The sequence below is a fragment of the Salmonella sp. A29-2 genome (genome assembly GCF_020150755.1).
In the GTDB taxonomy this organism is placed as follows: domain Bacteria; phylum Pseudomonadota; class Gammaproteobacteria; order Enterobacterales; family Enterobacteriaceae; genus Salmonella; species Salmonella enterica.
The window spans coordinates 109241-130475 of sequence record NZ_CP083731.1 but is presented as its reverse complement, the minus strand read 5'-3'; the positions used below and the strand labels follow the sequence as shown (position 1 = coordinate 130475).

At 46.8% G+C, this 21235-nt stretch carries 23 protein-coding genes and 1 pseudogene; 8 read left to right on the top strand and 16 right to left on the bottom strand.

Annotated features, from left to right (window positions below):
* From rfaF to rfaL, 3 genes are read left to right on the top strand one after another with little or no spacing between them, the layout of a single operon-like run.
* The gene (rfaF, locus tag K8W53_RS00630) at window positions 1-1047 is read left to right on the top strand and encodes an ADP-heptose--LPS heptosyltransferase RfaF (RefSeq protein ID WP_000699196.1); all 1047 of its coding nucleotides are present in this window, start codon (window positions 1-3) and stop codon (window positions 1045-1047) included.
* A complete protein-coding gene (gene rfaC, locus K8W53_RS00625) occupies window positions 1047-2000 on the top strand; it encodes a lipopolysaccharide heptosyltransferase RfaC (RefSeq protein WP_001264617.1) in 954 nt (317 codons plus the stop codon). The genes rfaF and rfaC overlap by 1 nt, the downstream gene beginning before the upstream one ends.
* Window positions 2001-2039: 39 nt before the next feature.
* The gene (gene rfaL / locus K8W53_RS00620) at window positions 2040-3254 is read left to right on the top strand and encodes an O-antigen ligase RfaL (protein WP_058654684.1); all 1215 of its coding nucleotides are present in this window, start codon (window positions 2040-2042) and stop codon (window positions 3252-3254) included.
* Between the two features lie 56 nt (window positions 3255-3310).
* Here rfaL and K8W53_RS00615 read toward each other — a convergent pair whose 3' ends face one another.
* The 10 genes and pseudogenes from K8W53_RS00615 to rfaQ all read right to left on the bottom strand — a co-directional run bounded on the left by K8W53_RS00615 (window position 3311) and on the right by rfaQ (window position 12678).
* Window positions 3311-4456, bottom strand: coding sequence for a lipopolysaccharide N-acetylglucosaminyltransferase (locus tag K8W53_RS00615; protein ID WP_052939260.1), 1146 nt, complete (start codon window positions 4454-4456; stop codon window positions 3311-3313).
* Between the two features lie 99 nt (window positions 4457-4555).
* Entirely contained in the window at window positions 4556-5365 is an 810-nt protein-coding gene (waaZ, locus tag K8W53_RS00610; protein WP_023225108.1) for a 3-deoxy-D-manno-oct-2-ulosonate III transferase WaaZ, read from the bottom strand.
* A gap of 149 nt (window positions 5366-5514) precedes the next feature.
* On the bottom strand, window positions 5515-6213 hold the full coding sequence (gene rfaY / locus K8W53_RS00605; RefSeq protein ID WP_000582820.1) for a lipopolysaccharide core heptose(II) kinase RfaY: 699 nt from the start codon (window positions 6211-6213) through the stop codon (window positions 5515-5517).
* Between the two features lie 22 nt (window positions 6214-6235).
* Window positions 6236-7246 carry a lipopolysaccharide 1,2-glucosyltransferase RfaJ gene (rfaJ, locus tag K8W53_RS00600; protein ID WP_045342571.1) on the bottom strand — a complete coding sequence of 337 codons (1011 nt, stop codon included), beginning with the start codon at window positions 7244-7246 and terminating at the stop codon, window positions 6236-6238.
* 17 nt (window positions 7247-7263) lie between these two features.
* The gene (waaO, locus tag K8W53_RS00595; RefSeq protein WP_000088490.1) at window positions 7264-8277 is read right to left on the bottom strand and encodes a lipopolysaccharide 3-alpha-galactosyltransferase; all 1014 of its coding nucleotides are present in this window, start codon (window positions 8275-8277) and stop codon (window positions 7264-7266) included.
* A gap of 5 nt (window positions 8278-8282) precedes the next feature.
* Window positions 8283-9362 (bottom strand): lipopolysaccharide 1,6-galactosyltransferase, encoded by a 1080-nt coding sequence (waaB, locus tag K8W53_RS00590; protein ID WP_023225110.1) that lies wholly within the window; start codon window positions 9360-9362, stop codon window positions 8283-8285.
* Between the two features lie 117 nt (window positions 9363-9479).
* Window positions 9480-9641 (bottom strand): annotated as a pseudogene (locus tag K8W53_RS00585) (glycosyltransferase family 8 protein); the annotation flags it as partial.
* A gap of 55 nt (window positions 9642-9696) precedes the next feature.
* A complete protein-coding gene (gene rfaP / locus K8W53_RS00580; protein ID WP_023225111.1) occupies window positions 9697-10494 on the bottom strand; it encodes a lipopolysaccharide core heptose(I) kinase RfaP in 798 nt (265 codons plus the stop codon).
* On the bottom strand, window positions 10487-11611 hold the full coding sequence (locus K8W53_RS00575) for a glycosyltransferase family 4 protein (protein ID WP_001261577.1): 1125 nt from the start codon (window positions 11609-11611) through the stop codon (window positions 10487-10489). Before K8W53_RS00575 ends, rfaP begins: the two co-directional genes overlap by 8 nt.
* Window positions 11608-12678: a lipopolysaccharide core heptosyltransferase RfaQ gene (gene rfaQ, locus K8W53_RS00570; RefSeq protein ID WP_072106017.1), complete on the bottom strand. Its 1071-nt coding sequence runs from the start codon at window positions 12676-12678 to the stop codon at window positions 11608-11610. The genes K8W53_RS00575 and rfaQ overlap by 4 nt, the downstream gene beginning before the upstream one ends.
* 408 nt (window positions 12679-13086) lie before the next feature.
* Between rfaQ and waaA the strand changes: the two genes are divergently transcribed.
* Entirely contained in the window at window positions 13087-14364 is a 1278-nt protein-coding gene (waaA, locus tag K8W53_RS00565) for a lipid IV(A) 3-deoxy-D-manno-octulosonic acid transferase (RefSeq protein WP_000891582.1), read from the top strand.
* Window positions 14365-14372: 8 nt separating this feature from the next.
* On the top strand, window positions 14373-14852 hold the full coding sequence (gene coaD / locus K8W53_RS00560) for a pantetheine-phosphate adenylyltransferase (RefSeq protein ID WP_001171882.1): 480 nt from the start codon (window positions 14373-14375) through the stop codon (window positions 14850-14852).
* 23 nt (window positions 14853-14875) lie between these two features.
* On the opposite strand, the gene mutM is transcribed toward coaD, so the two are convergent.
* The 4 genes from mutM to radC all read right to left on the bottom strand — a co-directional run bounded on the left by mutM (window position 14876) and on the right by radC (window position 17090).
* Window positions 14876-15685, bottom strand: coding sequence for a bifunctional DNA-formamidopyrimidine glycosylase/DNA-(apurinic or apyrimidinic site) lyase (gene mutM, locus K8W53_RS00555; protein WP_001114515.1), 810 nt, complete (start codon window positions 15683-15685; stop codon window positions 14876-14878).
* A gap of 97 nt (window positions 15686-15782) precedes the next feature.
* Window positions 15783-15950 carry a 50S ribosomal protein L33 gene (gene rpmG, locus K8W53_RS00550; RefSeq protein WP_001051798.1) on the bottom strand — a complete coding sequence of 56 codons (168 nt, stop codon included), beginning with the start codon at window positions 15948-15950 and terminating at the stop codon, window positions 15783-15785.
* Between the two features lie 20 nt (window positions 15951-15970).
* Window positions 15971-16207, bottom strand: a complete 237-nt coding sequence (gene rpmB, locus K8W53_RS00545) for a 50S ribosomal protein L28 (RefSeq protein ID WP_001519051.1) — start codon at window positions 16205-16207, stop codon at window positions 15971-15973.
* A gap of 217 nt (window positions 16208-16424) precedes the next feature.
* On the bottom strand, window positions 16425-17090 hold the full coding sequence (radC, locus tag K8W53_RS00540; protein WP_000380129.1) for a RadC family protein: 666 nt from the start codon (window positions 17088-17090) through the stop codon (window positions 16425-16427).
* 175 nt (window positions 17091-17265) lie between these two features.
* On the opposite strand from radC, the gene coaBC reads away from it, so the two are divergent.
* From coaBC to slmA, 3 genes are all read left to right on the top strand, one after another.
* Window positions 17266-18486 (top strand): bifunctional phosphopantothenoylcysteine decarboxylase/phosphopantothenate--cysteine ligase CoaBC, encoded by a 1221-nt coding sequence (gene coaBC, locus K8W53_RS00535; protein WP_023225114.1) that lies wholly within the window; start codon window positions 17266-17268, stop codon window positions 18484-18486.
* A complete protein-coding gene (gene dut, locus K8W53_RS00530) occupies window positions 18464-18922 on the top strand; it encodes a dUTP diphosphatase (RefSeq protein WP_000976078.1) in 459 nt (152 codons plus the stop codon). Before coaBC ends, dut begins: the two co-directional genes overlap by 23 nt.
* Before the next feature lie 107 nt (window positions 18923-19029).
* Window positions 19030-19626, top strand: coding sequence for a nucleoid occlusion factor SlmA (slmA, locus tag K8W53_RS00525; protein ID WP_000818607.1), 597 nt, complete (start codon window positions 19030-19032; stop codon window positions 19624-19626).
* 77 nt (window positions 19627-19703) lie between these two features.
* Here the strand turns inward: slmA and pyrE are convergent, their stop codons facing one another.
* Entirely contained in the window at window positions 19704-20345 is a 642-nt protein-coding gene (gene pyrE, locus K8W53_RS00520) for an orotate phosphoribosyltransferase (protein ID WP_000806167.1), read from the bottom strand.
* 78 nt (window positions 20346-20423) lie between these two features.
* Window positions 20424-21140 carry a ribonuclease PH gene (gene rph / locus K8W53_RS00515; protein WP_001247078.1) on the bottom strand — a complete coding sequence of 239 codons (717 nt, stop codon included), beginning with the start codon at window positions 21138-21140 and terminating at the stop codon, window positions 20424-20426.
* Between the last annotated feature and the right edge of the window lie 95 nt (window positions 21141-21235).

The following is a 21235-nucleotide window of genomic DNA, read 5'->3' as shown; positions in this document are numbered from 1 at the left end:
ATGAAAATTTTGGTCATTGGCCCGTCCTGGGTGGGCGACATGATGATGTCGCAAAGTCTCTATCGCACGCTTAAAGCGCGCTATCCCCAGGCGATAATCGACGTGATGGCGCCCGCCTGGTGCCGTCCGTTGTTATCGCGTATGCCGGAAGTTAACGAGGCGATACCCATGCCGCTGGGCCACGGCGCGCTGGAAATAGGCGAGCGCCGCAGATTGGGCCATAGCCTGCGAGAGAAGCGCTACGATCGCGCCTGGGTGCTGCCAAATTCGTTTAAATCGGCGCTGATTCCTTTCTTTGCCAATATCCCGCACCGTACCGGCTGGCGCGGCGAAATGCGCTATGGCCTGCTGAACGATGCGCGCGTCCTTGATAAAGACGCCTGGCCGCTGATGGTAGAGCGCTACGTGGCGCTGGCTTATGACAAGGGCGTGATGCGCACGGCGAAAGATCTGCCGCAGCCGCTACTCTGGCCACAGCTCCAGGTTAGCGAGGGTGAAAAATCGTTGATGTGCAGCGACTTTTCACTATCTTCTGAACGTCCTCTGATCGGCTTTTGCCCCGGCGCGGAATTTGGCCCGGCAAAACGTTGGCCGCACTATCACTACGCCGAACTGGCAAAACAGCTCATTAACGAAGGGTATCAGGTCGTACTGTTTGGCTCGGCAAAAGACCATGAAGCCGGAAATGAGATCCTGGCGGCGCTGAATAGCGAGCAGCAGGCATGGTGTCGCAACCTGGCGGGGGAAACCCAGCTGGAACAGGCCGTCATTCTGATAGCCGCCTGTAAAGCCATCGTCACTAACGATTCCGGGCTGATGCACGTCGCGGCGGCGCTCGACCGCCCGCTGGTCGCCTTGTATGGCCCAAGTAGCCCGGATTTCACGCCGCCGCTGTCTCATAAGGCCCGGGTGATTCGTCTCATTACGGGTTATCACAAAGTGCGTAAAGGTGATACGGCGCAAGGCTATCACCAGAGCCTGATCGATATCACGCCGCAGCGGGTTCTGGAAGAGCTTCATTCGCTGTTGTCGGAAGAGGGCGTTTAATGCGGGTTTTGATCGTTAAAACATCATCGATGGGCGACGTATTACATACCCTGCCTGCGCTTACCGACGCGCAACAGGCGATTCCGGGGATTCAATTTGATTGGGTTGTCGAAGAAGGGTTTGCGCAAATTCCGTCCTGGCACAGTGCTGTCGATCGCGTGATTCCCGTCGCTATTCGCCGTTGGCGCAAAGCCTGGTTTTCCGCGCCCATTAAAGCGGAACGCACAGCCTTTCATCGGGCGGTATGCGCATACCAATACGACGCTGTGATTGATGCGCAGGGGCTGGTAAAAAGCGCGGCGCTGGTGACGCGTCTGGCGCATGGGATAAAGCACGGTATGGACTGGAGTACCGCCCGCGAACCACTGGCCAGCCTGTTTTATAACCGTAAACACCATATCGCAAAGCAACAACATGCGGTTGAACGGACGCGCGAGCTGTTCGCCAAAAGCCTGGGATACGATAAACCGCAGTCGCAGGGCGATTATGCCATCGCAAAACATTTTCTGCATTGCCAGCAGGCGGTTAGCGATCCGTATGCGGTGTTTTTACATGCCACGACCCGCGATGATAAACACTGGCCGGAAGCAAACTGGCGCGAGCTTATCGGTATGGTGGGCAACACCGGATTACGGATAAAACTTCCCTGGGGCGCGCCTCATGAGGAGGCCCGTGCTAAACGACTGGCCGAAGGCTTTGACTATGTGGATGTGTTACCGCGCATGAGCCTGGAGGAGGTCGCCAGAGTGCTGGCTGGCGCAAAATTTGTCGTATCGGTTGATACCGGCCTGAGCCATCTCACCGCCGCGCTCGACAGACCGAATATTACGCTATATGGCCCAACGGACCCTGGGTTAATTGGAGGTTATGGGAAGAACCAAATGGCATGCTGCTCACCAGAACAGAACCTGGCGAATTTAGATGCCACAAGCGTATTTGGAAAGATTCATTAAAGAGACTCTGTCTCATCCCAAACCTATTGTGGAGAAAAGATGCTAACCACATCATTAACGTTAAATAAAGAGAAATGGAAACCGATCTGGAATAAAGCGCTGGTTTATCTTTTTGTTGCCACGTATTTTCTGGATGGTATTACGCGTTATAAACATTTGATAATCATACTTATGGTTATCACCGCGATTTATCAGGTCTCACGCTCACCGAAAAGTTTCCCCCCTCTTTTCAAAAATAGCGTATTTTATAGCGTAGCAGTATTATCATTAATCCTTGTTTATTCCATACTCATATCGCCAGATATGAAAGAAAGCTTCAAGGAATTTGAAAATACGGTACTGGAGGGTTTCTTATTATATACTTTATTAATTCCCGTACTATTAAAAGATGAAACAAAAGAAACGGTTGCGAAAATAGTACTTTTCTCCTTTTTAACAAGTTTAGGACTTCGCTGCCTTGCAGAGAGTATTCTATATATCGAGGACTATAATAAAGGGATTATGCCATTCATGAGCTATGCGCATCGACATATGTCCGATTCCATGGTTTTCTTATTTCCAGCATTATTGAATATTTGGCTGTTTAGAAAAAATGCACTTAAGTTGGTTTTTTTGGTGCTTAGCGCAATCTATCTTTTCTTTATCCTGGGAACCCTATCGCGAGGGGCATGGTTGGCGGTGCTCATAGTAGGTGCGCTGTGGGCAATACTGAATCGCCAATGGAAGTTAATAGGAGTCGGTGCCATTTTATTAGCCATCATCGGCGCTTTGGTTATCACTCAACATAATAACCAATCAGATTCAGAACATTTACTTTATAAATTACAGCAGACAGATAGCTCATCTCGTTATACTAACGGAACCCAGGGCACCGCGTGGATACTGATTCAGGAAAACCCGATCAAGGGCTACGGCTATGGTAATGATGTGTATGATGGTGTTTATAATAAACGCGTTGTCGATTATCCAACGTGGACCTTTAAAGAATCTATCGGTCCGCATAATACCATTCTGTACATCTGGTTTAGTGCAGGCATATTGGGTCTGGCGAGTCTGGCCTATTTATATGGCGCTATCATCAGGGAAACAGCCAGCTCTACCTTCAGGAAAGCAGAGATAAGCCCCTACAATGCTCATCTCTTGCTATTTTTATCTTTCGTCGGTTTTTATATCGTTCGTGGCAATTTTGAACAGGTCGATATTGCTCAAATTGGTATCATTACCGGTTTTCTGCTGGCGCTAAGAAATAGATAAAAAAACGCGCTGATACTTATTACGGTATCAGCGCGTTTTTCATCATCCGGACTCAATCACTTATCAAACCAGCTTTTCATTTGTTCCTCGAAACGCTGCGCTACATTTTCCCAACTGTATTTTGAAAACACCAGGGATTTTGCTTTTTCGGCAATCTGGTGGCGTTCCTTATCAGCAAGCGCACGGTTAATATCATTAATTATACTTTCGCTCGACATAGGCTCTGCGAGGTGATAGCCCGTTATGCCATCTAACACAAATTCGCTAATCCCCCCTTTTTTGCTGGCAAGAACCGCTTTTCCTGCTGCCATCGCTTCTACAGCCACCATGCAAAATGCTTCTTCAACCTGAGATGGCACAATAACCAGATCGGCTATATGATAGAAGTTATGCATCTGGTCAGGAGATTGCCCCCCAGCCATAATACAATCAGTTCCAATCTCTTTTGCGGCGTCCAGTACTTTCTTTTGATACTCTGCTTTTTCACCCTTGCGGCTTGCATAAGGGTCGCCAACAACGACAAGTTTAATATTACTTCTTAAGGTACGTAATTTTTTGAACGCCTGCAAAAGCAACAGGATGCCTTTATCAGGCGAAATTCTCCCGGCATATAAGAGAACGGTGGCATCTTCCGCAATATTTAATTGCTGACGAAGATTATCTTGTGGGTTTCTTTTATAAGTCTCAGCACAAAAACCATTAGGCACAATACTAACAGCAGCGGCAGGCAATCTTTCTTCATAAAACGCTTTAAGAAACTGACTGGGCACGATAATTTTTGCATCGTTATCAGGAAGTTCTGGTTCAAATGCGTTATGCATGTGCATAACCAGTTTTGCATTTGGATTGCGCTCTCTGATCTGCCGATACAGTTTCATACTATTATGAATAACAATGACGCTATCTTCCTGGGTAGTCACTTTATCTCTAATATTAAGGATGCGCTGGGAATAGGGTAATGGGTCGAGACGAGTCCATTTCTGAAAAAGACGCTTATAAACTTTACTAAACCCAATGTAATGAATATCACAGTTATCGTTTATTTTATTATATTCAGGATAGCCAGCATTCTTTATACAAGCAATAGCATTCGGTATTGATAGTCGTTTTGCAACCTGGTAAATCCAGGTTTCTACCGCAGCCGCGCCACGTGGAGGAATTGAAAATATAGGAGTAACAGTAAATATGATTTTTTTAATCATAATAGCTATAATCCAGAATAGTTAACTTTATAGAAAAAGAAATGTTATAGAAAAAGAAATGCGTGCCGAAGCAACGCAAAATAATGATTTATCTAGTATCTAGACAATTTTATCGTAATATATTTCATCCTCAAGTTCCGAGGCTGTAATATATGGAATAATCTCGTAATGAATTGCAGTATCATCTGATAAATTAAAGATATTTAAATCACTCACATTTTTTCTCATAAAAGTAAAAAATGGCAGTATTTTAAACAGATCTTTACTAAGCTCAGATGGCATAGGGCTGGTAGATTCGTCATAGAAACGTGGGCAACTTCCTGTTAAGTCAAGCCCAGAACATATAATACGGCCATACTTGAGGGAATAGGCAACCTGAATAGCGGTATAAGCAATAGTATGGCAAGAGCAATACCCGATGCTGATATCCTTGCAAAATCCAGCCAGTCGTCCTCTTTTCGAAAGGGGAACTGAAATAAGTAATGCTTTATGAACCCGCTTGAGGATATTAAATTTAATTTTCTTTAAAAAGCCCCCTTTTTCTCGGCGATAAAAGGAGCGAATAATTAAACAGTTTTCTTCAATATATTTTTGATCATCCACTGAAGCCTGTTCGTACACATCAAGATTGACGATAGTAAACTGACTGTTACGGCTAAAGTTATAAAAATCTTCACGCCGGCGATGGAGGAAGCGAACATCCGTCAGAAGGTACAAAAATGGCTTGACGTTATTGTTTAGCAAATATTGAACAGAACCATTAACTGCAATGACATCTTTCATTCGTAACAAGGACAGCGGCGTCTTTCTGGACGTAGGACCAGAAAGAAAAATAATACAATCTTCAGCCGTTCTTTTCGCAATAAGTTGCAGAACATCGGCGTGAGTTATGAAGTTAACGCTGCCCATAAAAAACTCGTATGTTTATCATGCAACCTATAAATAAATGTTATATTCAATAACTAATATTACATCTCAAATTCTCTCAAGTATGTCATAACGCTGCAGCAAATAAAAGTCAGTCAGCCCCTTAAATTAAACCAAACGTGCTACATTGATCAGCGCTTTTCCTTACCCTTAATACGACGCAAGAAATTTCGAAGTTTTTTCTTATAAATCAATAAGTAAAATCCGATATCTCTCACATTATTTTTGATACCATAATGTCTTTCTAAATCAATACGATCCTTTGCTTTTCGTTGTCTGGAAGGTCTTTTTCCGGACAAATCGATAATTCTGATCTCATTGCCTTGCAGGATAAAGTTACCTTTATGGGGATCGCCCGAAACCATACCATGTTGATGCAGAGAATATATCGACTGTTTGATTTTTCCTCTCACCTCGTCAGAAATTTCTGGCATATCAACAAGTTCAATACCTTCAATATACTCAATTATCATCACGTATGTTTTTACATAGCGTAATGTTTTAATTTCCGCCAGCAGGTAAAAATCATTAAGCGCCGCAAACCCTTCACGCCGCACACGATCTGTCTGATGAAAAAGCTTTTCGTAGTAATCTCCTTTTACTAACGATTTGAAAAAGCGTTCAGTATTTTTTACTTTTGGGCTAAATACTTTGAGAATATATTTTCCGTAGTCTGTATTAATCAATACAACTTTTGTATCTTCTATATTACGAAAGACTTTAATAACCTGATGATTATAAGATAGAAAATCTTTGAATATCTCAATGTATTTTTCACCGTCTTTTTTGACAAAGACGGTATAGTTTTTAACCTTTTTTTCAATAATCATAATGGAGATTTAGGGAAGGGAATTATTTGTGGAAAAGTTTACGATAAAGATATGCGCTTCCAGCCAGAAGGCCTTTAAAATAATGACCTTGCACGAGAAGATGTTTATATCGCTTCTTAAATTCGACTATGGTACGCGCATCTTTTGCGGGAAAATCTTTCCAGGGCGAGTTCAGTCGTGCATTTTTATAATAGATAACTGAAGGATAATTTGCCCAGGCATGCCATGGTTTTGTAGCGCCCGTATAATGAATTAAAATAGTATTATCATTAATTATATTTCTATATTTTTTATGTGACTTATCTTTCAACTCACTTTTAATAGTATAAATAGTATTATACGGTCGCGGTAGAAAAATGACTTTATCCTGTAGGAGAATATTCAAAACATCCTGATCGGGATATTTAAAAGAGTCAGCCTCTTTACCTGCCAAAAGTAAAAATGCCTTTTTGGTTAAGGCATTCTCTTTCCATAATTTCAGGTTAACAAAAACCACGCCGGAGTTAAAATAACCACCTTGTAAATTAAAAGCGCTTAATCTCTCATTTACCTTATTCTGGATGGAATCAACATCTTTTACGACCGCAGCGATCTTCTCTGTCAGATCAAGCTGTAGAAGATCTTGCAAAGATCCTTTGCATACAACATCGGCATCCAAATAAAGTAAGGTGTTTACCTTCTTGCTGAGATAATCGAAAGCAAATAAACGAAAATACATTGCTCTCGACCATACTTTAGTTTGAGGCAATACCTCAAGGCTTTCTACTTTAATAAGATAAAGAGAAATTTTTATGTGATGCTGTACGGCTAAACGCTCTATATATTTTACAAAACACGGGGAGTATGAATCACAAATAATGTGAAAAGCGAGCGGGATATTATTGTTTAATACAACTGAAGCGATTGATACCCCCACACCATCAAGATAGTTTTCATCAACGCCATAAGAAATGTTTAATACGTTATCATCATTATTATTACTTTCATCAAAAACTTTATATTCAGCTATTTCTATCTCAGGAAATGAATCCATTACATCACCTATGGGTTTTATTCAAGAAGTTTACGTTTAAAGTAGGCTATATAATAATTTATACCCGAAGTATAATGCTTCTGATTAAACATATGCTTTGCCGCATAACGTAACTGATGGCTAGTGACTGGATTTAAAAGTGCACAATGAGACCATGGTGAGTTGCTCTTAGCCTGTAAAAAATATTGTGACACAGGGTAAGCCCCCCAACTATGCCAGGGCTTCGTTGGCCCAATATAATGAACAAATACAGTCTCAGCATCGACTGGATTAATAACTGAATCTTTTAATTCATAGTTAAGGCTAAATTGTGTATTAAATTTTTTATCAACAAAACGCGCTTTATTCACTAACAATATATTTAATACATCCTGATCAAGGTGCGTTATGCGCTGTACTACCTCCGGATCTTTTAGCATTTCAATCGCTTTCTTAGAGATATTTTCTGCGGTCCAAAGAGGTATGTTAATTAAAATAAAACCGGCATTAAAATAGCCAGAAACCAGCCCAGGCGTTGCCAGGCTAACCGAGCGTTTAGTCCACCATTCCAACTCGCCTTCAGCAACGACAGCCGCAATCTCATTTTCAGTGAAATTAAGATCAATAAGTTCCTGAATACTCCCCTTACATGCAATATCTGCATCCAGATAAAGTACTCTATCTGTTTTATCTGAAAAATAATCGGCAATAATGAATCTAAAGTATGTTGCATAGGTCCAGTTTTTGGTACTGGGTAGCGATTTTAAGCGTTCACAGTCGATTAGGTAAACAACAATCTGCGTAGCGTACTGTTTTGCTAATGCCTCAAATCGCTGCTGGTCTTCAGAGTCAAAGAAATCGGTAAAAACATGGAAAGCTAACGTCTTCTCTGGGTTAGCGAGGAGAACCGATGCAATAGAGACACCACAGCCAAAAAGAAAGTTTTTATCAATCCCATAAGCTATATTAAATTTATCAGCATCACTATGTTGTGCATAGTTATAATCTAAAGTCTGTTGAATGACTTCTTCTTCAAAATATTTTCTGCTCATAGTGATCACTTTTGTAATTTCGAGAATATCGCATTATTAAAATTTTTAAAATATAGCACATCGTAAAATCTCTCAATCGAGCCGGGAATAATATCATGCTGATATTTTACTTCACCAGAAATAACGCGATTAAGGTGTCCTACAAAATCATCTATAGTCCCCGTGGTGTAAAGCTCACCATTCAAACCGGGTTTAATCATATCGCGCGGACCAGACATACAATCAGAACTAATACACGGAATTCCATATGACATTGCTTCCAGCAGGGTCATAGGAAATCCCTCAAATGCAGAGGTAAGTAGTAACGCGGTGACATTTCTTATTTTTTGCTGTACGACTTGCCACGGCGCGCTTTGCCAACCATACCAGATCACACGCTGCTCAATACCAAGCTCCCGACTATAGGCCTGGCACTTTTCAAAATCTGAGCCATCACCAATAATATGTAGCTGCCATTCCCCTGTCGTACGAGCTAAGCCATCAAATAAATCTTTAACTCTTTTCTGTCCTTCAAATTTAAGACGCCCTACATAGAGAAATACAGCGGGTTTATCGCGCTCAGGCGGAGGCACAATGATTGTTTTAATAGAGACAGGATTATAAACGACGCTAATCTTTTGCGCTGAGATACCCCGTGCCATCATCTGTTCTTTAATACCACTACTTATGGCCAGATGATAATCCGCGTACGTTATACATTCTGCATGTTTTTTATGGTCGAGCGAAAAATGCGGCCACGAGAAAATAGTAAACTGTTTACCACTTTTCTTTCGTGCTTTATTGGCATAAAGACATGAGATGACATCAATACATATCACAATATCTGGTGACGTTTCTTTCAGCCATTGACTAAAATTATAAACATGCTTAGCTCGACGAAGAAAACTTAATTTTATATTTGAGAATGATTGCGCATATTTAATCTCTTTTAGCCATGCTTTATCCATTTTGTCATTACGGCAAAAGAAAAACATTTCACAGTTGATTTTCGGAGAGCTATTTTCAAACGTATGGATAACGTTGCTAATAACGGTTTCCATCCCTCCAAAACCGGATACCGCTTCGCCAATAAAAGCTATTTTCATATATACTCCAGAGTTAAAACCTTAATCTAAAGACTTTAGATATTAAATAGCAAAAATAGTAATATAACCCTATAGAGTAATTTTTACCTGACATCTCTCTTTTGGCTTTAAGGCGTATTCAATATCTTTATTATTTTCGATAATGGAATATATTGCCACACCTGCTGGCATTATAAAACCATGATCAAAGCAAAGAGCAATGTCCAGTCTTCTTCCAAAAAAATCATCATGTTGAATTATGTTTTTTTGGTTTGAAATATAACTTTTAATGTCAGACATTCTGTCTATCCTTGTCTCACTCATAAATTACTCACTGAGTGCATAATTATTATAATTACAGATTTTTTCTTATTGTTCTTTCTTTAATTCGAGCGGCTTTAACATCTGCCTGATGAATCAACCCCGATTCTTTTTGCAAAATCTCTCGTAGGGGGAGAGAGAAATACTCACGCATAAACCGGAATATATCTCGCTGAGTCAGGCCAATATTCATTGAAGAAAAATAAAGCCCAATTAAATCTTTGTCACGCCAGCGAAGGGGAACGTGCTGACGTATCTGCGCGCGATGCAGGTCGATTACGGAGATTTTTAAATCCTCTTCGCGACCAGTGAAAGGTAAATGCAGAAGAAAGTGGCAAATATAACAGTCGCGATGATTAATTCCCCCGGCGTGCATTTTACGTACCATAGTCGCAACACGCTTAATGATCATCCACTTCACCTGCGCGTCCGGTGGATTAACAGCCCAGTCAGCACAGTAGTCTTCAAGGCTAATGGTGGGCGTTAAATCTTCGGTGATAATAAATGATGTTCTGGTTAGCGGGTTTACGCCTTTTTCACCAAAACCAACGCCGTGCATCGTATCAACGCCCAGCTCATGTAGACGATGAATGGCGTGCCATTCTCTGTCAGCGCCCAGAACAGGCATACGTAACGAAATCAGGTTCTTCACAATTTCTTTCAGCGAAGTGCCTTTATGCCACTTCAGGAAGTAGCTTTTGCCGTCCAGCTCAAACCGCAATGTTCGACGCGTCTCCAGCTCTCTGAACACTTCGCCCTGTAACGTTTTCACTTCCTCAAAAGCATCTTTACCGTGCCATAGTGTGGTTAACGGCGCTTTCAGCTCAACCATCTAAATCACCTGTAATAATATCTGCAGCCTTCTCCGGTAAGCTGTATAAATCCTGGGTATCAGCATAATACCGCGCATTTTCAGCCCAGGCGTTGCGTAAGGAAGGCTGTGTCAGCGCTTTGAGTAAAACCTCATTTAGCGCATCCTGGCGAAAAGGTTCAGTCATCGCTTCGCCACAGTTTGCATCCACAATATAATGTGCATAACCGCACACCGCGGTTGTCAGCACCGGCAAACCAGCAGTAATGGCTTCCAGCAAAACAATACCTGCAGCTTCCTGATAGGCTGGATGCAGTAAAAGGTCGGCTGCCGCCATTAACTCCGCGATATCATTACGTCCGGAGAAAAAATGTACATTCGTGCCGACGCCGCTTCTTTCAGCCAGTGCTGCAAACTTCTTCGGCTTATCCTGCCCGACAACATAGAGCACCGTATTTTGCCGTAAAGATTCGGGTAGCGATGCCAGCGCTTCAATAGAGCGATCCACACCTTTACGGGTAAAGTCAGACCCTACTTGCAACAGTAATTTTTGCTGTTCTGAGATACCATTTTTCTGACGATAAATTTGACGACTGTTTGGGATCTGTTGGCTATATTTTCTGTCCGGGTAAATCCCCGGAGGAAGGATATGGAAACGCTCCGCTTCAGTCTGATAATGTTTTTGGAAGTCAGCAATCTGCTTATTCGTCAGCATTAATAGTTGCGTCGGCTTGCCGTGTTCAAACGTGGCGCGTTCAAAAGCAGCATAATGCCGATACCGTGATGTCAGGCGATAGAAAAATCCTTTTTCCTGTGCGACTTTTTCGGCATAACACACGTCTGCGGCGTAATACACATCAAGGCCCGGCATCTTATTGAATCCAACCACCCGATCGACAGGGTGGTCGCGCAAATGGTGTTGCACCCAGGCATAATATTCTGCGTTACGACCGTGGTTCGTCCGGGATTTAACCGGCACGCGGATTAATTCAAAGTTATCCGGGCATTCCCCTTCCCATGACTGAGTATAAACACGAACCTGATGACCTCGCGCCGCCACGGTTTGGGCAATGCGCATAAAATCACGCTGCAGACCGCCAAAAGGAAAATATTTATATAAGCAAAAGGCAACTCTCATAGCAGGCTGTCCAAATCTATGGTGCGTGCCTCATGCGGCAGCATTTTTTCCGTCGCGGCGATAACATCTTCAGCCGGAATCACGGAAAGGTATTTTTTATTACGATCAAGCTCATGCCGTTCAGGCATCGGCTGATAATTTCCTGCCCAAAACTGAATGATGTCGTCGGTCCAGGGACGCCAGAATACATGATCCGTCGCGCCGAAAAGGCAAATGACCGGCGTTTTGACTGCTGCGGCAATATGACCAGGGGCCGAATCAACGCCGATAAAGAGATCCGCATGGTCAATCAACGCGCCCAATTCAGGAAAGCGAGTTTTACCCGCCAGACCAGTAACCGGTTTTGTTTCACAGCCGCGTGCAATAGCATCCACGCAGGCCATCTCGTCTGCGGCCGGGCCTGACGTCAGTACAACTTGATAACCGCGGCGCTGCACGGCATCAATAACCTGAGAGAATTTATCATTATCCCAGCACTTAAATAACTGCCGTGCCGTAGGCTGAATAACAACATATTGTCGGGTCACACCAAGTTGTTTGAGCTGTTGTCGCATGTTTTCCCAATGTTCCGGGCGATAGCTCATGGTGGTTTCCGTGACATACTGTTTTAGCGCTAACGGCTTTAGCGCGGATAATGTGCGCTCAACAGCATGTTCTCCCGCATAAGGTACTAAATACGTAAAGCTTTTTTTCCATAAAGCAGACTGACGATTACCGAAATCCTGCGAGATTTTTATTTTTGCGTTTAAAAAACGCACAATAAGCGCCACGCTCCACTGATCGGTGAGATTGACGACCAGATCATACGAGTTAGCACGCAATTTTTTGATTAACGATAGCGCGTTTTTGATCTTCTCTTTTGTTCCTGCGCCTTTGTTACTGATGCCGTAGAGTGTATTAATCTCCGGATTTTCCGACAATATCGGTATGGTGTTCTGGTAAAGAAGCACATCGATTTTTGCATCGGGATAATTCTGCTTCAGCGTGCTGATGACAGGGGTGGTAAGTAACATGTCTCCATGAAAACGCATTTTTATAATCAGAATTCTTCGAAATGGCTTTTCCACAAGCGACTCTTTGGTTGAAATTGTCCGGATAAATAAGCAGAAAAAAGCACGCTACCGCCCCAGGCTTCACAGCAACCCGATGGCTAATACCGCACTCATTTTAGATGCGCTAGTGTAACACTTCTTTCGCAGCAATCCGATACGAATAATTTTTATACACAATCATTTTTTTAATCATAAATTCAAAGAGATATTAATTTATCCCTCTCTTGTGAATGGTCATTCCCATTGTCTGGGGCGACAAGGGCGGCAAATTTCAATGGATTGCGTAAAAATGCAAAAATAATGGGGTTCAGCGCCTGGAATCCTCGCTTCTGAGCCAATTTGGCGCAAAAATGGGAAAAGTAATGGTAAAGCCCAGGCTAAATACATAGAATCCCCAGCACATCCATAAGTCAGCTATTTACTATGCTCGAATTGCTTTACACCGCTCTTCTCTACCTTATTCAGCCTCTGATCTGGATACGGCTTTGGGTGCGTGGACGTAAAGCGCCGGCCTATCGTAAACGCTGGGGTGAACGCTACGGATTCTACCGCCGTCCGTTGAAACCGGGCGGAATCATGCTGCATTCCGTCTCGGTGGGCGAAACTCTGGCGGCCATCCCATTGGTCCGCGCTCTACGTCATCGCTATCCCGATCTGCCTATTACCGTAACGACCATGACGCCGACCGGCTCGGAGCGCGTCCAGTCCGCCTTTGGCAACGATGTTCAGCACGTTTACTTGCCTTATGATTTGCCCGATGCGCTCAATCGTTTCCTCAATAAGATTGATCCTAAGCTGGTATTGATCATGGAGACTGAGCTCTGGCCAAATCTGATTGCTGCGCTGCACAAACGTCATATTCCGCTGGTTATCGCTAATGCGCGGCTTTCCGCCCGCTCCGCCGCGGGTTATGCGAAGCTTGGCAAGTTTGTCCGTACGCTCTTGCGCCGTATCACCCTGATTGCCGCGCAAAACGAAGAAGATGGCGAACGCTTTGTGGCATTGGGCGCGAAGAACAATCAGGTCACGGTCACCGGCAGTCTGAAATTTGATATTTCAGTTACGCCGCAGCTGGCGGCTAAAGCCGTTACGCTACGCCGCCAGTGGGCGCCGCACCGTCCGGTCTGGATTGCCACCAGCACCCACGATGGCGAAGAGAGTATCGTTATCGCCGCTCACCAGGCGTTATTACATCAATTCCCGAATTTATTACTGATTCTGGTGCCCCGCCATCCGGAGCGTTTCCCGGATGCTATCAATCTTGTGCGTCAGGCAGGGTTAAGCTACATCACTCGTTCTTCGGGCGAAGTACCGTCCGCCAGCACCCAGGTCGTGGTAGGCGATACCATGGGCGAATTAATGTTGCTCTATGGCATTGCCGATCTCGCCTTTGTTGGTGGTTCGCTGGTTGAACGCGGCGGTCATAACCCGCTGGAGGCCGCCGCTCATGCGATTCCGGTACTGATGGGTCCGCATACCTTTAACTTTAAAGATATTTGCGCCCGTCTGGATCAGGCGAGCGGACTTATCACGATTACCGATGCGGCTACGCTGGCAAAAGAAGTTTCCTCTTTACTGACCGACGCTGATTATCGTAATTTCTACGGACGTCACGCAGTTGAAGTGCTGTATCAAAATCAGGGCGCGCTCCAGCGTCTGCTGCAACTGCTGGAACCTTATCTGCCACCGAAAACGCATTGAGGACTGTCATGCAAAAACGGGCGATTTATCCAGGTACGTTTGATCCGATTACTAACGGTCATCTCGATATTGTGACGCGCGCAACGCAGATGTTCGACCATGTCATTCTGGCCATCGCCGCCAGCCCCGGCAAGAAACCCATGTTCACCCTGGACGAACGTGTGGCGCTGGCGCAAAAAGCGACCGCACACCTGGATAACGTAGAGGTGGTGGGCTTTAGCGACCTGATGGCCAATTTCGCCCGCGACAGACAGGCGAATATCCTGATTCGTGGTCTGCGCGCGGTGGCGGATTTTGAATATGAAATGCAGTTGGCGCATATGAATCGCCATCTGATGCCGCAACTGGAAAGCGTTTTCCTGATGCCGTCCAAAGAGTGGTCGTTTATTTCATCGTCGCTGGTCAAAGAAGTGGCGCGCCATCAGGGCGATGTGACCCACTTTCTGCCGGACAACGTGTATCAGGCGCTAATGGATAAGTTGAAATAAGTTTCCTTGCCTGGCCTGGCGTTTTACTTCTGACAGTGACGGCAATAGAACGTCGCACGCTGTGCGTGTTTCGTTGCGACTATCGGCGTACCGCATACCCGACACGGCTCGCCTTTGCGCCCGTACACCTGCAACTCCTGCGCAAAATAGCCCGGCTTCCCATCGCTTTGCAGAAAATCCTTCAGCGTTGTCCCGCCTTGTTCAATAGAGCGCAGCAAAACGGCTTTAATCACCCGCGCCAGCAGGTCGCACTCCTCTGTCGAGAGTGACGACGCCAGGCGGTCAGGGTGAATACCAGCGGCAAACAGCGACTCGCTGGCGTAGATATTCCCCACGCCGACCACCAGCTTGTTATCCATCAGCCAGGGTTTAATCGCCGTCTTCTTCTTCGCGCATTTCTGCTGCAAATATTCGCCATTAAACTCATCGCTTAGCGGCTCCGGTCCCAGATGCGCCAGTACGTTATGCCCTTCCAGCTCTTTGGTCCATAACCAGGCGCCAAAGCGGCGAGGATCGGTATAACGTAGAATTTTGCCATTGCTCATCACCAAATCGACATGGTCGTGCTTTTCCGCCGGCAGCGCTTCCGACAGTATCCGCAAGCTTCCCGACATCCCCAGGTGAATAATTATCCAGCCGTCAGGCAGCTCCAGCAGTAAATATTTAGCACGACGCTGAACGCTAAGGACGGGTGTATCGCTCAGACGATAAATTTCGTCTGAAACCGGCCAGCGCAGACGGCCGTTACGGATATGGGCGTGCAGGATAGTAGCGCCAACTAAATGGGGTTCAATACCCCGGCGGCTGGTTTCAACTTCGGGTAATTCAGGCATAACGTCTCCGGCTGTGTGGCAGGTCTCATTAATATGGGGACGGCCAGAAAACAAAAAACCCCGCCGAAGCGAGGTTTTTGTTACATCAAAGCGAGAATTATTTGATTTTCGCTTCTTTGTAGATCACGTGCTGACGGACAACTGGATCGAATTTTTTCAGTTCCAGTTTTTCCGGTTTAGTACGTTTGTTCTTCGTCGTGGTATAGAAGTGACCAGTACCAGCAGAAGAAACCAGCTTGATTTTCTCACGAATACCTTTAGCCATGACTTATTTCCTCTTAGTACTTAGTACTTTTCGCCACGGGCACGCAGTTCAGACAGAACTGTTTCGATGCCTTTTTTATCGATGATACGCATACCTTTAGCAGATACACGCAGGGTGACAAAACGCTTCTCGCTCTCAACCCAGAAACGGTGAGAGTGCAGGTTAGGCAGGAAACGGCGTTTAGTCGCGTTCAGTGCGTGGGAACGGTTGTTACCGGTCACCGGACGCTTGCCAGTAACTTGGCAGACTCGGGACATGTCTATTCTCCAAAAATCAAATTAGCTCGAGCTTCGTATGGGGTATCGGCGCCTCGTCAGGCTTTACAGCCTGGTCATCGCGCAGTTCTATTGAACTCTCGATTGCCAGGCCCAAATGCCAAACCCGAGATTCTCAAAGGTGGCGTAGTATACGCTGACCCGGCGATATGCTCAAGTCCCGAACAGACAAAGATCCCGATGGATCGCGCAAAGAATCTTAAATCCAGCCGCGTTCGGCAAAAGAAACGTACTCTCCGCGCCCAATTATCAGGTGATCGAGCACCCGGATATCCATAAACTGGCAACACTTTATCACGCGCTCAGTGATAAGTTTATCTGCTTTACTTGGCTCTGCGCAGCCTGAAGGGTGATTATGCGCCAGAATGACCGCTGAAGCATTGAGTTTAATCGCTTCCCGAACAATCTCACGCGGATGCACCTCTACGTGGTTAAGCGTGCCGGAAAACAGGCGGCTGTGCTGAAGCACCCGGTGCTGGGCATCGAGGAAGATCACCAGAAAGATCTCACGCTCTTCGCCCGTCAGTTGGCTTTGCAGAAATTCCCGCGTCATTTCCGGACTCAGCAACGCACTTTCCTCATTCATGCGCACGCTGTAATAGCGCCTTGCCAGCTCAGCAATGCCTTTCAACTGCGCGAATTTCGCCAGGCCGATGCCGTTTACGCCGCGAAACTGCGCAAAGTCCGCCGACAGCAGGCCATACAGCGACCCAAAGTGCTGCAATATCTCTTTTGCCAACGTCATAACATCTTTTCCCGGCGTGCCGGTACGTAAAAAAAGCGCCAGCAGCTCCACGTCGCTGAGGGAAGCAATGCCGGATCTGAGCATTTTTTCACGCGGTAATAATTCGTCCAACGTATCCATACGCGCACCTCCTTTTTTAAGGAAGCGGCATAGTGGCACAGCCTTTGGGAGAGATCGACGCCCCGATTTTGTTCTTGCGTAGCGCCTCGCAAAGTGGAGCGCAGGCAAAGACACGACGCCGTAGAGATTGTGATAAAATAGCCGCCTTTCAAAGTCACCCAACAGGAAAGACATGATGAGCCTGGCCGGTAAAAAAATTGTTCTCGGCGTTAGCGGCGGTATCGCTGCGTATAAAACGCCGGAGCTGGTGCGCCGTTTACGTGAGCGCGGCGCTGACGTGCGCGTGGCAATGACCGAGGCGGCAAAAGCCTTTATTACCCCCCTGAGCTTACAGGCAGTGTCGGGCTATCCCGTATCCGACAGTCTGCTTGACCCTGCCGCCGAAGCTGCGATGGGGCATATCGAGTTGGGGAAATGGGCCGACCTGGTGATTCTTGCCCCCGCGACCGCCGATCTGATCGCCCGTGTAGCATCGGGTATGGCTAATGATTTAGTCTCCACCATCTGCCTGGCGACGCCAGCCCCGGTGGCCGTTCTTCCGGCCATGAACCAACAGATGTACCGCGCTGCCGCCACGCAACATAATCTGGAGGTGCTCGCCTCTCGCGGCCTGTTCATTTGGGGGCCGGATAGCGGCAGTCAGGCGTGCGGCGATGTAGGCCCAGGCCGAATGCTGGACCCATTAGTTATCGTTGATAAGGCCGCCGCGCATTTCGCTGCCGTCAACGATTTGCGACATCTTAATATCATGATTACGGCAGGCCCGACGCGCGAACCGCTCGACCCGGTGCGTTATATTTCCAACCACAGCTCCGGTAAAATGGGCTTCGCTATTGCGGCGGCCGCCGCGCGTCGCGGCGCAAATGTCACGCTGGTCTCCGGTCCCGTTTCGTTACCGACGCCGCCTTTTGTAAAACGGGTTGATGTCATAACCGCGCTGGACATGGAAGCCGCTGTTCAGGCCGCCGTTCAACAGCAGCATATTTTCATTAGCTGCGCCGCCGTGGCTGACTATCGCGCAGAGACTATCGCCAGTGAAAAAATCAAAAAACAGGCGGCGCAAGGTGATGAATTACTAATAAAAATGGTCAAAAACCCGGACATTGTCGCCGGGGTGGCCGCACTCAGTGACAATCGCCCCTATGTTGTTGGGTTTGCCGCGGAAACGAATAATGTGGAAGAATACGCCCGGCAAAAACGTATCCGTAAGAACCTTGACCTGATTTGTGCAAATGATGTTTCTATTTCAAATCAGGGATTTAATAGCGATAAAAACGCTTTACACCTTTTCTGGCAGGATGGAGATAAAGTCTTACCGCTTGAGCGAAAAGAACTCCTGGGCCAATTATTACTCGACGAGATCGTGACCCGTTATGATGAAAAAAATCGACGTTAAGATTCTGGACCCGCGTGTTGGTCAGCAGTTTCCGCTGCCGACTTATGCTACTTCTGGTTCTGCCGGGCTTGACCTGCGCGCCTGTCTCGACGACGCCGTAGAACTGGCGCCTGGCGCAACGACGTTGGTGCCTACCGGATTGGCCATTCATATCGCCGATCCATCACTGGCGGCAGTCATGTTGCCGCGTTCTGGCCTGGGCCATAAACATGGTATCGTGCTGGGCAACCTGGTCGGGCTGATTGATTCCGATTATCAGGGGCAACTGATGGTTTCGATCTGGAACCGTGGTCAGGACAGTTTTACCATTGAACCGGGCGAACGTATCGCGCAAATGGTGTTTGTTCCGGTCGTTCAGGCCGAATTTAATCTGGTGGAAGCATTTGACGCCACCGAACGTGGCGAGGGCGGCTTCGGTCATTCTGGCCGTAAGTAAATTTTACGCATCCCCATAACGTCATAATACTGCCGCAAGCGCTGAGTTTGCGGTTATAGCGTGGGTGCTCGCCTGGCAAGTGCTTATTTTCAGGGGTATTTTGTAACATGGCAGAAAAACAAACTGCGAAAAGGAATCGTCGCGAAGAAATACTTCAGTCACTGGCGCTGATGCTTGAATCCAGCGATGGAAGCCAACGCATCACGACGGCAAAACTGGCGGCCTCGGTCGGCGTTTCCGAAGCGGCGCTATACCGCCATTTTCCCAGCAAGACCCGCATGTTCGATAGCCTGATTGAGTTTATCGAAGATAGTCTGATTACCCGTATCAATCTGATTTTAAAAGATGAAAAAAACACCAGCACGCGTTTGCGCCTGATTGTGTTGCTGATTCTGGGTTTTGGCGAACGCAACCCTGGCCTGACGCGCATTCTTACCGGGCACGCGCTGATGTTTGAACAGGATCGCCTGCAGGGGCGCATTAATCAGCTTTTTGAACGCATCGAAGCGCAGCTCCGCCAGGTGCTACGAGAAAAAAGAATGCGTGAAGGCGAAGGCTACACGACGGATGAAAATCTGCTGGCAAGCCAGCTGTTAGCCTTCTGTGAAGGTATGCTTTCACGGTTCGTGCGTAGCGAATTTAAATACCGCCCAACGGACGATTTCGACGCCCGCTGGCCGCTCATTGCCGCTCAGCTACAGTAACGCTGACTGGATAGTGGCTCACGCCTTATCCAGGCGACAGAAACATAAGCCCGGTAAAGCGCCACCGGGCAATTCGCTTACACGCCAAATTCTTCCCGGTATGCTCGCACAGCCGCCAGATGCTCAGCCATATCAGGTTTTTCTTCCAGATAGGCAATCAGGTCTTTCAGCGTAATGATGGAGATAACCTTACAACCATAGTCGCGCTCCACTTCCTGAATCGCGGAAATCTCGCCGCGGCCACGTTCCTGACGATCCAGCGAAATCAGTACGCCAGCCAGCGTAGCCCCGTGCGCCTGAATAATCTCCATCGACTCGCGAATCGCCGTACCTGCGGTAATCACGTCATCCACCAGCATCACGCGGCCCTGTAGCGCGCTGCCCACCAGACTCCCGCCTTCGCCATGATCTTTTGCCTCTTTGCGGTTAAAGCAGTACGGCAGGTCTTTATCGTGATGTTCCGCCAGCGCAACCGCCGTCGTCGTCGCGATCGGAATACCTTTGTACGCGGGGCCAAACAGCAGATCAAATTCAATACCGGAATCCACCAGCGCTTCGGCATAAAAACGGCCTAACAACGCCAGGTCGCGCCCGGTATTAAACAGCCCGGCGTTGAAGAAATAGGGGCTTTTGCGCCCGGATTTCAGCGTAAACTCGCCAAACTTTAGTACCTGCTTGTTAAGCGCAAACTCAATAAACTGGCGCTGATACGGTTTCATGGATTCGCTCCTTTTCTTACTTTCATCATTTACGAAATTTACGGACAAAAAAAAGGCGACTTTTCAGTCGCCTTAAAATCAATTTTCTAACGCCGCCTTCTGCGTCGCCACAATGGATTCAATTCCCCCTCGGGCCAGCGCCAACAAAGTGAGAAGTTCTTCATGGCTGAACGGCTCGCCTTCCGCAGTACCCTGAACTTCAATAATGCGGCCGTCTTCAGTCATCACGACGTTCATGTCGGTTTCTGCGGCGGAATCTTCAACATATTCCAGATCGCAGATCGCTTCGCCGTTAACGATGCCTACGGAAACCGCCGCCACCATGCCTTTCATCGGGTTGGTTTTCAGCTTACCGTTGGCAACCAATTTATTCAGCGCATCCGCCAACGCCACGCAGGCGCCGGTAATAGACGCTGTACGCGTACCGCCATCGGCCTGGATTACATCGCAGTCCAGCGTAATGGTAAATTCGCCGAGCGTTTTCAGATCGACCGCCGCACGCAGCGCACGCGCGATCAAACGCTGAATTTCCATAGTACGACCGCCCTGCTTACCCTTTGCCGCTTCGCGCGCGTTACGGGTATGAGTAGCGCGAGGCAACATGCCATACTCTGCGGTGATCCACCCCTGGCCTTGTCCTTTCAGAAAACGTGGGACACCTTCTTCAATGGAGGCGGTGCACAACACTTTGGTATCTCCAAATTCGACCAGTACCGAGCCTTCAGCGTGTTTTGTATAGTTACGGGTCAGGGTTACGGGACGCACCTGATTAGCGCTACGGCCTGCTGGACGCATATTGAGATCTCCGGCTTAAAACGAATGTGGCTGCGCATTATACGGACTTCCGATGGTTATTCCTATCCTGACAAGGCCTGGATAGCTATAATCCC

What these genes read in the sequence shown, in the direction of transcription:
- rfaF (WP_000699196.1), top strand. Translation starts at nt 1, where the DNA reads ATGAAAATTTTGGTCATTGGCCCGTCCTGGGTGGGCGACATGATGATG.
- rfaC (WP_001264617.1), top strand. Translation starts at nt 1,047, where the DNA reads ATGCGGGTTTTGATCGTTAAAACATCATCGATGGGCGACGTATTACAT.
- rfaL (WP_058654684.1), top strand. Translation starts at nt 2,040, where the DNA reads ATGCTAACCACATCATTAACGTTAAATAAAGAGAAATGGAAACCGATC.
- K8W53_RS00615 (WP_052939260.1), bottom strand. Translation starts at nt 4,456, where the DNA reads ATGATTAAAAAAATCATATTTACTGTTACTCCTATATTTTCAATTCCT.
- waaZ (WP_023225108.1), bottom strand. Translation starts at nt 5,365, where the DNA reads ATGGGCAGCGTTAACTTCATAACTCACGCCGATGTTCTGCAACTTATT.
- rfaY (WP_000582820.1), bottom strand. Translation starts at nt 6,213, where the DNA reads ATGATTATTGAAAAAAAGGTTAAAAACTATACCGTCTTTGTCAAAAAA.
- rfaJ (WP_045342571.1), bottom strand. Translation starts at nt 7,246, where the DNA reads ATGGATTCATTTCCTGAGATAGAAATAGCTGAATATAAAGTTTTTGAT.
- waaO (WP_000088490.1), bottom strand. Translation starts at nt 8,277, where the DNA reads ATGAGCAGAAAATATTTTGAAGAAGAAGTCATTCAACAGACTTTAGAT.
- waaB (WP_023225110.1), bottom strand. Translation starts at nt 9,362, where the DNA reads ATGAAAATAGCTTTTATTGGCGAAGCGGTATCCGGTTTTGGAGGGATG.
- rfaP (WP_023225111.1), bottom strand. Translation starts at nt 10,494, where the DNA reads ATGGTTGAGCTGAAAGCGCCGTTAACCACACTATGGCACGGTAAAGAT.
- K8W53_RS00575 (WP_001261577.1), bottom strand. Translation starts at nt 11,611, where the DNA reads ATGAGAGTTGCCTTTTGCTTATATAAATATTTTCCTTTTGGCGGTCTG.
- waaA (WP_000891582.1), top strand. Translation starts at nt 13,087, where the DNA reads ATGCTCGAATTGCTTTACACCGCTCTTCTCTACCTTATTCAGCCTCTG.
- coaD (WP_001171882.1), top strand. Translation starts at nt 14,373, where the DNA reads ATGCAAAAACGGGCGATTTATCCAGGTACGTTTGATCCGATTACTAAC.
- mutM (WP_001114515.1), bottom strand. Translation starts at nt 15,685, where the DNA reads ATGCCTGAATTACCCGAAGTTGAAACCAGCCGCCGGGGTATTGAACCC.
- rpmG (WP_001051798.1), bottom strand. Translation starts at nt 15,950, where the DNA reads ATGGCTAAAGGTATTCGTGAGAAAATCAAGCTGGTTTCTTCTGCTGGT.
- rpmB (WP_001519051.1), bottom strand. Translation starts at nt 16,207, where the DNA reads ATGTCCCGAGTCTGCCAAGTTACTGGCAAGCGTCCGGTGACCGGTAAC.
- radC (WP_000380129.1), bottom strand. Translation starts at nt 17,090, where the DNA reads ATGGATACGTTGGACGAATTATTACCGCGTGAAAAAATGCTCAGATCC.
- coaBC (WP_023225114.1), top strand. Translation starts at nt 17,266, where the DNA reads ATGAGCCTGGCCGGTAAAAAAATTGTTCTCGGCGTTAGCGGCGGTATC.
- dut (WP_000976078.1), top strand. Translation starts at nt 18,464, where the DNA reads ATGATGAAAAAAATCGACGTTAAGATTCTGGACCCGCGTGTTGGTCAG.
- slmA (WP_000818607.1), top strand. Translation starts at nt 19,030, where the DNA reads ATGGCAGAAAAACAAACTGCGAAAAGGAATCGTCGCGAAGAAATACTT.
- pyrE (WP_000806167.1), bottom strand. Translation starts at nt 20,345, where the DNA reads ATGAAACCGTATCAGCGCCAGTTTATTGAGTTTGCGCTTAACAAGCAG.
- rph (WP_001247078.1), bottom strand. Translation starts at nt 21,140, where the DNA reads ATGCGTCCAGCAGGCCGTAGCGCTAATCAGGTGCGTCCCGTAACCCTG.